The sequence below is a fragment of the Planococcus maritimus genome (genome assembly GCF_001687625.2).
GTDB lineage: Bacteria > Bacillota > Bacilli > Bacillales_A > Planococcaceae > Planococcus > Planococcus maritimus.
In genome coordinates, this window is sequence record NZ_CP016538.2 from 1,323,469 (window position 1) to 1,336,136 (window position 12,668).

Annotated in this window: 16 protein-coding genes and 1 other annotated feature; of the genes, 14 read left to right on the forward strand and 2 right to left on the reverse strand. The window is 46.9% G+C overall.

Annotated features, from left to right (window positions below):
- Nucleotides 1–76 precede the first annotated feature (76 nt).
- From infC to BBI11_RS06675, 4 genes are all read left to right on the forward strand, one after another.
- A complete protein-coding gene (gene infC / locus BBI11_RS06660; protein WP_068461706.1) occupies nt 77–598 on the forward strand; it encodes a translation initiation factor IF-3 in 522 nt (173 codons plus the stop codon).
- A 28-nt stretch (nt 599–626) separates the two neighbouring features.
- On the forward strand, nt 627–827 hold the full coding sequence (gene rpmI / locus BBI11_RS06665; RefSeq protein WP_058381064.1) for a 50S ribosomal protein L35: 201 nt from the start codon (nt 627–629) through the stop codon (nt 825–827).
- Between the two features lie 178 nt (nt 828–1,005).
- On the forward strand, nt 1,006–1,362 hold the full coding sequence (rplT, locus tag BBI11_RS06670) for a 50S ribosomal protein L20 (protein WP_068461708.1): 357 nt from the start codon (nt 1,006–1,008) through the stop codon (nt 1,360–1,362).
- Nucleotides 1,363–1,452: 90 nt separating this feature from the next.
- Nucleotides 1,453–1,716 carry a DUF1294 domain-containing protein gene (locus BBI11_RS06675; protein WP_068461711.1) on the forward strand — a complete coding sequence of 88 codons (264 nt, stop codon included), beginning with the start codon at nt 1,453–1,455 and terminating at the stop codon, nt 1,714–1,716.
- A 290-nt stretch (nt 1,717–2,006) separates the two neighbouring features.
- Here the strand turns inward: BBI11_RS06675 and BBI11_RS06680 are convergent, their stop codons facing one another.
- Nucleotides 2,007–2,399 (reverse strand): sigma-w pathway protein ysdB, encoded by a 393-nt coding sequence (locus BBI11_RS06680; protein WP_068461713.1) that lies wholly within the window; start codon nt 2,397–2,399, stop codon nt 2,007–2,009.
- An 89-nt stretch (nt 2,400–2,488) separates the two neighbouring features.
- On the opposite strand from BBI11_RS06680, the gene BBI11_RS06685 reads away from it, so the two are divergent.
- The 9 genes from BBI11_RS06685 to pheT all read left to right on the forward strand — a co-directional run bounded on the left by BBI11_RS06685 (nt 2,489) and on the right by pheT (nt 11,342).
- Nucleotides 2,489–2,974 (forward strand): dUTP diphosphatase, encoded by a 486-nt coding sequence (locus BBI11_RS06685; protein ID WP_068461715.1) that lies wholly within the window; start codon nt 2,489–2,491, stop codon nt 2,972–2,974.
- A 71-nt stretch (nt 2,975–3,045) separates the two neighbouring features.
- Nucleotides 3,046–4,134: a M42 family metallopeptidase gene (locus tag BBI11_RS06690; protein ID WP_068461718.1), complete on the forward strand. Its 1,089-nt coding sequence runs from the start codon at nt 3,046–3,048 to the stop codon at nt 4,132–4,134.
- 264 nt (nt 4,135–4,398) lie between these two features.
- The gene (locus BBI11_RS06695) at nt 4,399–5,361 is read left to right on the forward strand and encodes a nuclease-related domain-containing protein (protein ID WP_068461719.1); all 963 of its coding nucleotides are present in this window, start codon (nt 4,399–4,401) and stop codon (nt 5,359–5,361) included.
- Between the two features lie 265 nt (nt 5,362–5,626).
- Nucleotides 5,627–5,827: a helix-turn-helix transcriptional regulator gene (locus BBI11_RS06700; RefSeq protein ID WP_068461721.1), complete on the forward strand. Its 201-nt coding sequence runs from the start codon at nt 5,627–5,629 to the stop codon at nt 5,825–5,827.
- 2 nt (nt 5,828–5,829) lie between these two features.
- Nucleotides 5,830–6,324 carry a hypothetical protein gene (locus BBI11_RS06705; protein WP_068461723.1) on the forward strand — a complete coding sequence of 165 codons (495 nt, stop codon included), beginning with the start codon at nt 5,830–5,832 and terminating at the stop codon, nt 6,322–6,324.
- Nucleotides 6,321–6,764, forward strand: coding sequence for a small multi-drug export protein (locus tag BBI11_RS06710; protein WP_068461725.1), 444 nt, complete (start codon nt 6,321–6,323; stop codon nt 6,762–6,764). The genes BBI11_RS06705 and BBI11_RS06710 overlap by 4 nt, the downstream gene beginning before the upstream one ends.
- A gap of 52 nt (nt 6,765–6,816) precedes the next feature.
- Nucleotides 6,817–7,590, forward strand: a complete 774-nt coding sequence (locus tag BBI11_RS06715) for a TrmH family RNA methyltransferase (RefSeq protein ID WP_068461727.1) — start codon at nt 6,817–6,819, stop codon at nt 7,588–7,590.
- Between the two features lie 36 nt (nt 7,591–7,626).
- Nucleotides 7,627–7,854: a binding site (T-box leader), on the forward strand.
- Between the two features lie 38 nt (nt 7,855–7,892).
- Entirely contained in the window at nt 7,893–8,930 is a 1,038-nt protein-coding gene (gene pheS / locus BBI11_RS06720) for a phenylalanine--tRNA ligase subunit alpha (RefSeq protein WP_068461729.1), read from the forward strand.
- A 12-nt stretch (nt 8,931–8,942) separates the two neighbouring features.
- On the forward strand, nt 8,943–11,342 hold the full coding sequence (gene pheT / locus BBI11_RS06725) for a phenylalanine--tRNA ligase subunit beta (RefSeq protein ID WP_068461731.1): 2,400 nt from the start codon (nt 8,943–8,945) through the stop codon (nt 11,340–11,342).
- Nucleotides 11,343–11,388: 46 nt separating this feature from the next.
- On the opposite strand, the gene rnhC is transcribed toward pheT, so the two are convergent.
- Nucleotides 11,389–12,324 carry a ribonuclease HIII gene (gene rnhC / locus BBI11_RS06730; RefSeq protein WP_068461733.1) on the reverse strand — a complete coding sequence of 312 codons (936 nt, stop codon included), beginning with the start codon at nt 12,322–12,324 and terminating at the stop codon, nt 11,389–11,391.
- An 82-nt stretch (nt 12,325–12,406) separates the two neighbouring features.
- Between rnhC and zapA the strand changes: the two genes are divergently transcribed.
- Entirely contained in the window at nt 12,407–12,667 is a 261-nt protein-coding gene (gene zapA / locus BBI11_RS06735) for a cell division protein ZapA (RefSeq protein WP_058381052.1), read from the forward strand.
- Nucleotide 12,668 lies beyond the last annotated feature (1 nt).

Consider the following 12,668-nt stretch of genomic DNA (forward strand, 5'->3'; position numbering starts at 1 on the left):
TTTTTGTTTGTACCTGTAAACCGGATCGACCGGTTCACACATTTAAGCTATTCGCGACACTACCCGGAGGTGGATCATTATTAGCAGAGACAACAATGTAAACGAAGGCATTCGTGCACGTGAATTACGAGTTATTGACCAAAATGGTGAACAGCTCGGTATTAAATCACGCAACGAGGCGCTCGAGATTGCAACCCGTGCCAACCTGGACCTAGTGCTTGTGGCTCCTCAAGCTAAGCCACCGGTCGCACGGATCATGGACCACGGCAAGTTCAAGTTTGAACAGCAGAAAAAAGAGCGCGAAATTCGTAAAAACCAAAAAATCATCAATGTGAAAGAGGTTCGTTTGAGCCCAGGCATCGATGATCACGACTTTAACACGAAGCTCCGCAATGCCATCAAATTCCTTGAAAAAGGCGACAAAGTGAAAGCTTCAATCCGTTTCAAAGGCCGTGCAATTACGCACAAAGAAATCGGACAACGCGTCCTTGAGCGCTTCGCAGAAGAGTGCAAGGAAGTCGCAACGATTGAACAGCGCCCGAAAATGGAAGGCCGCAGCATGTTCTTGATGCTGAACCCGGTTAACGAGAAGGAATAATAGCATAATTGTTTAGGAGGAACCCGAAATGCCGAAAATGAAAAGCCACAGTGGAGCGTCTAAACGCTTCAAGAAAACTGGAACTGGTAAAGTAAAACGCAACCGTTCCCACACAAGCCACTTGTTCGCAAACAAGTCTACTAAGCAAAAACGTAAGCTCCGTAAGGGCTCATTGGTTTCTGCAGGCGACTTGAAACGCATCAAATCATTGATCTACAACATGAAATAAGAACGAAAAGCGAAAACGGCCGGTTAGATTCGACAGGCATAAGACGAAGAGGCAAAGCAGCGCTTTTGCCGCACAGTCGCTTTGGCTTATGACCCCGAGAATCTAGGCGCTGCAGTCTAGACAACACCAACAACTACAAAAATCGAATTTTTCATATTCAAGCAGGAGGTAATTCAATATGCCACGCGTAAAAGGCGGAACAGTGACGCGCAAGCGTCGTAAAAGAGTATTAAAATTAGCTAAAGGTTATTACGGTTCTAAACACTTACTATTTAAAGTAGCGAACCAACAAGTCATGAAGTCAGGTAACTATGCTTACCGTGACCGTCGCAACAAAAAACGTGATTTCCGCAAATTGTGGATCACACGTATCAACGCAGCAGCTCGTTTGAATGATATTTCTTACAGCCGCTTGATGCACGGATTGAAACTTGCCGGTATCGACATCAACCGCAAAATGCTAGCTGAAATTGCTGTATCTGATGCAGCTGCTTTCACAGCTTTGGTTGACCAAGCGAAAAAAGCTTCTAACTAATTCACGCTGGGCCTTGCGCCTGGTTCGATAGAAAAAAGGTCGGCTTCTTAGCTGGCCTTTTTTTATTGATAGCACTCAGGAGGGGAAAGTATGATCACTTTGGCAGCTTATTTCGCGGCTATGTCGAGTTTTGCCTTTATCATGATGTGGGCCGATAAACGCCAAGCACAGTCGCGTGGTCCACGTATTCCTGAAAAACGTTTATGGTTGGTTGCGGTAATTGGCGGCGGCATCGGTGCATACGCAGGGATGATGCTATTCCGCCACAAGACCAAGCACACGAATTTCCGCGTTGGGTTTTTTATCCTTGCCCTGATACAGGCTAGCTTGCTCGTGTGGCTCGCGGTAGCATAAGAAAAGAGGGAGAAGCTCAGGCTTCTCCCTCTTTTCAGAGTGTTGAAGAAGTCTATGGTTCGCTCTCAACTATCAAAAAAAGTGTCTTTTTCTGTTTTCAACAGTCAATGACTTCTCTAAGTATTTGGAGAAGCGTTCGCTCGACTCCAGTGGTAAAGCGAGACGACCGAGACCCCGCAAGACGCGAAGCGGCTGAGGAGGCTTGGGCGCGAGCCCACGGAAAGCGAGCGATGAGCTTCGGAAAATACGGGTTCTTAGCTTTCTCGACAACATGGAAAAGAGGGAGAAGCTCAGGCTTCTCCCTCTTTTTTCATCAATTGTTCAATTGGGCTTTTCCATGAAATGTCTGCATCTGGATAATTCATGCGGATTTCCTTCTCCAAGAATTGAAAATCCTCTTTAGAGAAGCCAATAAGCTTGTCAGGCGATTCGGTCCAGACAAAAATCGAGACGACGTCAAATGCTTCTTTTGTGGTCCCTAAATATTTCTCTCCTTCGAAAAGAACACCTCGCAAAGCAATGAAAAAATTCTTGCGAACGTTCTTGACGTCGTCATGGAAATAATAAGTGCCGGATTCAAGCGCTGCGTCAAGCTTACGCTTCGGGTCGAAAATGAATTTGAGGAGACGGTAGAACATGTAAATGATCAAGGCGATGATGATCAAACGGATCAAAAATGCCATCGGATTGCCCCCTTATCAAGATAGTCTTGTGTATAATACGTAACAGAAGCTTGGAAGTTTCACTAATTTCAAGGAAAAGGAGAAAGTCTATGAACCTTCAAAAATTATTTCACATGCAACAAGAGCTCGACCGATACATCCAGTCAAACCGCAACGTAGAGGAATCGGTTTTTCGCAAGAAAGTGCTGGCCCTTCAAGTGGAATTATCAGAGCTAGCAAATGAAACAAGATGTTTCAAGTTTTGGAGCACAAAAGGACCGTCCGATAAAAGCACCTTGCTCGAGGAATATGTCGATTGCATTCATTTTCTCTTGTCGCTTGGCATCGAGAAAGGCTTTGATTCTTTGGAAGAATGGCCAGCTCCGCTGAAAGAACAAGATGTAACGGAACTGTTCCTGTTAGCGCATCAAGAGGTAAGTGGCTTTGCCGAACAAACGACAAATAAAGATTATGTAAACCTTTGGCGAACTTTCGGCGCACTGGCAGAGGCGCTCGGGTTTAGTTATGAAGAAGTGCTGGGAGCTTATCTTGATAAAAACGAAACGAATTATAAACGCCAACAACAAGGGTATTAAATGAATCTTTTGATAACGTAACCGCTTTCCTATATACTGAAAAAGCAATGACTATTTAGGAGGTCGAAATAATGTCGAAATTAGATGATACTCAACAAATGTTGAAAGAACTTACGGATGCGAATGGCATTCCCGGCAACGAACGCCAATCCCGCGAGGTCATGAAGAAATACATAGAACCGTTTGCGGACAGCATCGAAACGGACAACCTTGGCAGCTTGATCGCCAAAAAAGAAGGGCTCGCTGATGGGCCGAAAATTATGGTCGCTGGTCACTTGGACGAAGTTGGCTTCATGATTTCACAGATCGATGACAAAGGGTTTTTGAAATTCCAAACAGTCGGCGGCTGGTGGAACCAGGTTATGCTGGCACAACGTGTCACCATTACGACAAGAAGCGGCAAGGAAGTGACAGGCGTCATTGGTTCGAAACCGCCACATATCCTATCACCAGAAGCACGTAAAAAGCCGGTGGAAATCAAAGATATGTTCATCGACATCGGCGCATCTTCACGCGAAGAAGCAAAAGAGTGGGGCGTCACCCCGGGTGATATGGTCACGCCATATTTCGAATTCACGGTCATGAACAACGAGAAATTACTCATGGCGAAAGCTTGGGACAACCGCATTGGCTGCGCGATTGCCATTGACGTATTGAAAGGCTTGAAAGGCGTCGACCACCCGAACGTCGTATACGGCGTTGGAACGGTTCAAGAAGAAGTAGGTTTACGCGGCGCGAAAACGGCGACATCGTTCATCCAGCCGGATATCGGGTTTGCAGTGGATGTCGGGATCGCAGGAGATACGCCAGGCGTTACTTCTAAAGAATCCAACAGCAAAATGGGCGACGGCCCGCAAATCCTGTTGTTCGATGCCTCGATGGTATCTCACCGCGGCTTGCGTGAGTTGGTTGTCGATACAGCGGAAGCGTCAGGTATCCCGTACCAGTTTGAAACAATTGCTGGCGGCGGAACAGATGCCGGCTCGATCCATTTGACTGCAAACGGCGTACCTGCCTTGTCAATCGGTGTTGCAACACGTTACATTCATTCGCATGCAGGCATCCTGCACCGCGACGATTACGAAAATGCAGTCAAATTGATCATTGAAGTGATCAAGAAACTCGACCGCGACACAGTAACAAAAATTACATTCGACTGATTAATGAAGCCCCTCCAATTTTGTGGAGGGGTTTTTTATTGGGTAAAGCCGAAGCGAAATGGGCAAAAAAGCGTTTGTATTTCGCAAACAAAATAAGCCGATTGGCAAACAGCCAGAGAAATACCACAAAAAAATCAAAGGTTTTTGCAAACAACGGTAACTATTCCACAAACAAAATGATCGGAAAAGTCCATAAGCGCCAATTGGTGGTGAAGGAGGCCTCGCGGAATGCTATACTTCAACTATCATATTAGGAGGTGTTCAATGGGTAAAAAAGAACTAGCATTATTATCTGAAATAGAGTCGCTGGAGAGACTGTTGTATCGATTGCCTGACAATCATTCAAGCCGGGAATTTATCCAAGTTGAAATTTTCAAAGCGGTTGCCGGAAAAAGAGGCGAAGAGAGGCTGTTCCGGAAGATGATTGAATTTGAGATAGAGGAGCAGTACCGGTTTTTAAAAAATATTTGCTTGTCGAGAGGGCAATGGAAAGTCCAAATGGACGGATTGTTACTGACGGAGCGCGGGGCGATCGTCATCGAATCGAAAAATATTAGCGGCCAACTTTATTTTGATGATGACACCGGTGAATTTTCAAGAACCAATACAGAATGCGTAAAAACGATAATGGAGGACCCGACAATCCAATTGAACAAGCATATTCGTTTCTTGACCTTGTTTTTCAAACAGCAGAATATCGATTTGCCCATTTCAGGAATTGTCGTGTTTACATCTAAACAATGTGAATTTTTGGCAAAGCCCAAGAAACACCACATCTGCAAAACCTATCAATTGGTCGATTATTTGTTCGACATCCTTCAGGAATTCCCCCTAAAAAGCAAACCTCAAGATTTATCGGAAATTCAGAAACTCCTCGAGCAATCTCGTACCCCTTATAAGAGAAAACCATTGTGTCAATTATATTCAATAGAAGAAACCGAGCTGTTTACGGGCATCTTGTGCACAAGCTGTAAAAGTCTTAACATGATGCGAAAACATAAGAAAGGATGGTTGTGTGCCGACTGCCAAGCGGTAGATCTGCTCGCTTTTCAACATACAGTCCAGGAATATTTTTCGCTGATTAATACACAGCTTAGCAATAGGCAACTCCGGAAATTCTGCAAGCTCGAATCGCCTTATGTTACTTCCCGTCTGTTGAAAGCATATGATTTAGAGACTGCTGGTGCTTTGCGCAACCGGACATACTTTTTAAAGAAAAATGACTAGCTTTTCGCGAACTGCGGAAAGCTTTTTTGGGGGGGTTGCAAATAAATCGATGTATTCCGCAAAAAAAGAATCGTATTCCACAAATAACTTAACGAATTTCGCAAATAACTTAATACATTCGGCAAACAATCATCCCTATTCCGCAAACAAGTCGAAACTCCTCAATTAAAAAGTTGCTTCTACATCAGTTTCACTTGATATAATGTTAAGTTTAATGTACATTATGTAATGTAAAGATAACATTTTTGAAGAAAGGATGAAGCGGATGCTGAGGAACCGGGTGAAAGAGCTGCGGGCTCGCTATGGCTTTACACAGAGCGAGCTGGGCAAAAAAGTGGATGTGACAAGGCAAACCATTGCGTTTATCGAGAAAGGTGAATTTTCACCGTCGATCACCTTAGCATTAAAGCTCGCACAAGCCTTGCAGGTAGAAGTAGGCGACTTATTTTGGCTGGAGGAGGAGTAAAGATGAAACAGGATTTTCGCATGACGTACCCGCTTTGGAATATGGCATTTATCTTGATATTGGCAGTGATGGCTGTCGGGTTCACTTCAAGCTTCGTCAATGTCACAAAGACGGATTCGAGCTTGAGCATCGAAGCACAAGCGTTTGAAGGATTTGTCCTGTTTGCGGCATTGATCGCGTATTTGGTATTGATCACGATTTATTTGATTGCCTTAGGGTCGTATAACCGAAAAAATCCACAAAGGAAAATTTCAGCGTTCTCAATCCGGCCTCCAGAATACATGGAACAAGACGAAGGCATGACCTTTATCACGAGAAAAGCGGTCCAAAAAGTATATACGTTCATCACGTGGTCCTTGCCGTTTTTAGCAGTGATTGTCATGCTGGCGCCTGTTCCCAAACTGTTAATCATCTGGGGAATCCTCGCTATCGCATTCGGGCAAAACCTGATTTATTATTTGGAAATGCGCCGTCAGTTGAAAGGAGCGACTGAATGATTTACGAATATGCTTTAATTTTTTTGGGGGCAGCGATTCCTTGGTTCGAAATTGCGCTTGTCATCCCCCTCGGTATTATTTGGGGATTGTCACCTGTTTGGGTTATGATCACAGCGTTTGTTGGCAATATGCTGACAGTCATGATGCTCATTGTCGGATTTGATAAATTCCGTATTTGGTACGATAAACGCCAGCAAGCGAAAGGCAAGGAACCGTCGAAGAAAAACGAACGCGCAGTGCGCATCTGGAATAAATACGGGCTTCCGGGTCTGTCGCTATTAGGTCCAATTTTGATCGGTACGCACATCGCAGCGTTTATCGGGATGACACTAGGTGCGACAAAGCGCAATACGACCATCTGGATGATCATCAGCATAGGAGTCTGGACGCTCGCCTTTGGTATTTTAACGGCACTGGGCTTTGATTTCTTCACTGTCTAAAACTGGCCTATGCTATACTGAAGCTATTCTTTGAAAAAGTGGTGAACGGATTATGAAACGAATTGAATCATTGCAGAACTCGCTCGTAAAACATTGGAAGAAACTGAGCACGACCCGCAAAGAGCGTGATAAATTTGGGGAATTCTTAGTTGAAGGATTTCATTTAACAGAAGAAGCACTGAATAAGAAAGCCGATATCAAAGGCTTGATCGTCCGGGAAGGCACCGATATTCCGGATGCTTGGGACATTGAAGGCTTGGAATTATACGTGGTAACGGCGCAAATCGCAAAAGAAATTGCAGAAACCGAGCATACGCAAGGCATTTTTGCCCATTGCACGCAGCCAGAATATGATGAGGCCATGCAAAAACAATGGGAGACGCTGCTTTTGATCGACGCTGTGCAAGACCCGGGCAATGTTGGGACGATGGTCCGCACCGCAGCAGCAGCTGGAATTGATGCAGTCGTTCTTGGAAAAGGTTCGGCGGATGCGTACAATCCGAAAACGGTTCGCTCGGCACAAGGCGCGCATTTCCAAGTACCGATCGTCAAAGGCGATTTGTTCGAATGGGTGGACGGCTTGAAAGACCGCGCGATTCCGGTTTACGGCACTGCGCTTTACCAATCAGTGCCAATGTACGAAGCGGAGTCGAAAGAACGCTTTGCCCTCATCGTTGGCAATGAAGGCAGCGGCGTCGAGCCGCAGTTACTTGAGCAGACCGACCAAAACTTAATGGTGCCGCTTTACGGCCCTGCTGAATCGTTGAATGTGGCCGTAGCGACTGGCATTTTATTGTACAGCCTTGTTCCGAAAACTGGTGTTTGATTAACAGGCGAAAGTTCATTATAATAGAAGAGAAATAAACAAGCGTTGACCGGGAAAAGTACGTGGTCCCCCTGCATCCAAGGAAGTTCGCCCTCGACTGAAAGCGCGAATATGCAGGAACTCCGGAAGTTCACCCCGCGAGCTGCCTGACGGGGACCGGCCGAGTGCCGTAAAGTCTGGCCGGTGATGAGCCGTTATTCAATCGAGTGATCGCCAATGCGCGATAACTAGGGTGGTACCGCGAATCAATGCCTCGTCCCTTTTTGGGGGCGGGGCTTTTTTATGTTCAAGGAGGAGAGAAAATGGAAGCAAGATTGCAGGAGTTAAAAAATGAAGCGTTGGACAAGATCCAATCAGCACAAACGGTCAAGGAATTGACGGATGTGCGTGTCGCGTATTTAGGGAAAAAAGGGCCGATTACCGATGTCTTGAAAGGCATGGGCAAATTGCCGGCAGAAGAACGGCCGAAAATGGGCGCACTTGCAAACGAGGTGCGTGCAGAAGTAACAGAATCTCTCGATGCGCGCATGGTTATCTTAGAAGAGCAGGCCATCAATGAAAAGCTGAAGAGCGAAACGATTGATATTTCTTTGCCAGGCCGTCCGGCAAAATCAGGAAATCCACATCCATTAACACGTGTTGTCGAAGAAATCGAAGACTTATTTCTTTCAATGGGCTATGAAATTGCGGAAGGCCCAGAAGTCGAAAAGGATTATTATAATTTCGAAGCGCTCAACTTGCCAAAAGGGCATCCAGCGCGAGACATGCAAGATTCTTTCTATATAACGGAAGATATTCTACTGCGTACGCATACGTCACCGGTACAAGCACGCACGATGGAAGCGAAAGGCGGAGAGCCAATTAAGATCATCTGCCCGGGCAAAGTGTACCGCCGCGATAACGACGACGCGACGCATTCACATCAGTTCACGCAAATCGAAGGGCTCGTTGTTGGAGAAGACATCCGCATGAGCGATTTGAAAGGGACCTTGTCGGTTTTCGCTAAGAAAATGTTCGGCGATGACCGCGAAATCCGCCTGCGTCCGAGCTTCTTCCCGTTCACGGAACCTTCCGTTGAAATGGACATCTCCTGCTTTAAATGCGGCGGTGACGGATGTAATGTCTGCAAAAAAACCGGCTGGATCGAAATTCTCGGCGCGGGCATGGTACATCCGAACGTTCTGGAAATGGCCGGCTATGATTCGAAGCGCCTGACAGGATTCGCGTTCGGCATGGGGCCAGAACGCATTGCGATGCTGAAATACGGCATCGAAGACATCCGCCATTTCTACACGAACGACGTGCGTTTCTTAACGCAATTTCAACGGACGGAACTTTAAGGAGGAACTTTCATGTTAGTATCGACAAAATGGTTAAAAGAATATGTAAATACACAAGAATTGCCGCCGGCAGAACTCGGAGAGAAAATCACCCGGGCAGGCATCGAAGTCGACGCAGTGCTCGACCGTTCAGAAGGCTTGGCGAATTTAGTCGTTGGTTACGTGACGGACTGCGTGAAGCATCCAGAAGCGGATAAACTATCGATTTGCCAAGTGGATGTCGGAGGCGGGGAAATCGACCAGATCATCTGCGGCGCACCGAATATCGCTAAAGGCCAGTCGGTTATCGTAGCGCGTCCGGGCGCAAAACTTCCAGGCGGCATGAAGATCAAGAAAGCGAAGTTGCGTGGTGAAGTGTCGAACGGCATGATTTGTTCACTTCAGGAACTCGGCATCGAATCGAAATTGGTTCCGAAAAACTACGCAGAAGGCATTTATGTTTTACCGGAACAAGTGGCACCGGGTACGGATGTATTGTCCTATCTCGACTTGGATGACACGGTCCTTGAACTTGGCCTCACACCGAACCGCGCGGATGCGATGAGCATGCTTGGCGTGGCTTATGAAGTGGGCGCGATTTTGGAAGAGGACGTACGGTTGCCTGAAATCGACTACCCAGAAGCGGCGGATCGTGCAGAAAGCATGCTATCGCTCGAAGTGGATGCGCCTGAAGCGAATCCGCTTTATGTCGCGAAAGTAGTACGTAATATTAAAGTGAAAGAATCGCCGCTATGGTTGCAGCAACGTTTAATGGCAGCTGGCGTCCGTCCGCATAATAATGTCGTCGACGTGACGAATTATGTGTTGATGGAATATGGCCAGCCGCTTCACGCCTTCGATTATGATTCACTGGGCTCTGGAAATATTACTGTTCGCCAGGCAAAAGAAGGCGAAAAAATCACCACGCTGGACGATACGGAACGTACGTTATCCGCGCATCAATTGGTTATCACCAACGGTACGGATCCTGTTGCACTTGCGGGTGTCATGGGCGGCGCCAATTCTGAAGTGAGCGAAGAGACGACAACAGTTGTCATCGAATCTGCTTATTTCGCTGCCGATTCCGTTCGCCGCACATCGAAAGACCATAATTTGAGAAGCGATGCAAGCTCGCGTTTCGAAAAAGGTGTCGATCCGAACCGCGTGATCCCAGCTGCAGAACGTGCCGCGCAATTGCTGGCACAACTTGCAGAAGGCGAAGTGCTCGCAGGCTCGCTCATCTTTGACCAGCTCGATAAACAAGAGCGTACGGTCCAAGTCTCTCCTGACTTTATCAATAGCCGTCTCGGCATGAAAATTCGCTTGGAAGATATGCTCGATATCCTTAGCCGTTTGAAATTCAACACGGAAGCGGCAAATAACCAATTGATCATCGATGTACCGACTCGCCGCCAGGATATCCAAATCGAAGAAGACATCGTGGAAGAAATAGCGCGTCTTTACGGATACGACGAAATTCCGGCAACCTTGCCGCGTACCGATGCGACTTCCGGCGGCTTGAGCCCTTACCAGGCGAAACGCCGCATCGCACGACATTTTCTAGAAGGCGCTGGTTTGTTGCAAGCGACCACATATTCCTTGACCTCAGAATCCGCAGCGACGCAGTTTGCGCTTGAGCCGACAGAAACGACACGCCTGTTAATGCCGATGAGTGAAGAGCGCAGCACCCTGCGCCAAAGTTTACTGCCTCATTTGCTTGAGTCGCTTTCATACAATACAGCACGCCGTACCGATTCGGTCGCTTTGTATGAAACGGGATCGGTGTTCTTAAAAGGGCAGGACGAATTGCTCGATGAACAAGAGCATTTGGCGATTGTCATGACAGGACTTTGGGTTGATCATAGCTGGCAGGGCGAAAAGAAAGTGGTCGACTTTTTCGTAGCCAAAGGCATCGTAGAAGGCTTAGCTGAAAAATTGGGTCTTGAAGTGTCATTCGAACGTGGCGAAATGGATGGCTTGCATCCGGGCAGAACTGCCTTCATTCTACTTGATGGCAAGCGCATTGGCGTCATTGGCGCATTGCACCCATCTGAGCAGAAAAAGCGTGATTTAAAAGAAACCATTGTCGTGGAATTGAATTTGGCGACTTTGCTGACGCGTGAAACAGAGGCGCTTGTCTATACCCAAGTTTCTCGCTATCCGACAATTTCACGAGATGTGGCGTTAGTCTTGTCGAACATCGTGGAAGCGCAGACGATTGAAGGCGTCATCCGCAAAGCGGGCGGCAAGCTATTGAAAGATGTCCGCGTCTTCGATTTATATGAAGGCGATCGGATGGAAGAAGGCAAGAAATCCTTAGCGTTCTCGCTGAAGTACTTCGATCCAGAAAAAACACTGACCGATGAAGAAGTCAACGCAGTGCATGAGAAAATCATTCATGCGCTGACGGAATCAGGAGCAGAACTCCGCTAAAACCAAAAAGCTGTCTTGGACTCATGATGAGTTCAAGACAGCTTTTTTATGTGCGTTTTTTCTTTGATGCCAAGGCTTGTGCTTTTTTTGTGTTGGCAAAATGGGCTTTCGTGATGCTTTTTAGAAATTCTTCCCCGCGCGATAGCAGGATTTTCGCTGCAGCTTCGTCGACGATCGCCCCGGCGCCTTTAGGCAAGGTCACACCAGCCACTGCACTAAGTCGGTCCATTTCTTCAAGGAAGGCGACGCGGGCAATGATGGAGGCGCAGGCAACGGATACATGCAAGTTTTCCGCCTTCGTGGAGAACAACACATTTTCGCGAATAATGTCTTTTTCCTCAGCGATATGCCGGTAGTAGATGCCACGTTCTGCAAATTGGTCAATTAAAATCGCTTGCGGTTTTTCAGGCGCCATCTTCCGCAAGACGTGTTTCAGCGCTTGATTGTGGAGCAATGCTTTCATCTTGCCTTGAGACCAGCCCTGCGCCTGCACTTTATTGTATTTTTCATTGGACAAGGTCAAAACGCTGTGGGGGAATGCTGCTTTCAAATCGGGCGCGATTTTCCGCATATAATCATCCGTCAATTGCTTAGAGTCTTTAACACCGAGTTCCTTGGCGAGTTCTACTTGCCTTGCCGGGACAAAACAGGCGGCAACAGTGATGGGCCCAAAAAAATCGCCTGTTCCGGTTTCATCAGAGCCAAGTACTGAGTGTGTAGCAAAATCGGGTGGCAGTTCATCGCCTTTTGCTTTGGCCGTTTTTTCTTTAATACTGTCGACAGATCCCCATTTGGCCGTTTCGCGTTCGGCGCCAGCGCCTTGGAACATGACTTTGCCGGAGGAATAGACAGTAACCATCGTATCCGGCAATTTGGCGGCAAAACGCGCATGGGGATTCTTCGTGTTTATTTCCTTGTTTCGGTAATGTTCGATCAGCCGTTTCAAGCTTTCTTCCGGCAGTTTTAAAACGCTATTGGCCATAGGGAGTCCCCTTTCTTATGATTCACAATCCGCTCGTGTTCGTGTTATGATGGTCTATAGAATTCCAAAGGGGGAACGCGCATTGCAAGAGCAGCATAAAATTCGCACTGTCGTTGATATATATGGCCATACATATAAGATGCTTGGTACTGAGACATCCGGCCATATGAGGCTTGTCGCGTCCATGGTCGATAGCAAGATGCGGGAGATCAACGCCGCCAATCCATCGCTTGACCAGGCGAAACTAGCCGTATTGACTGCGGTAAATGCGACACATGAATATCTTAAACTGAAAGAGCAGCTAGAACAAATGGAAATTGAATTGAATAACTTGAAGGGCTGAC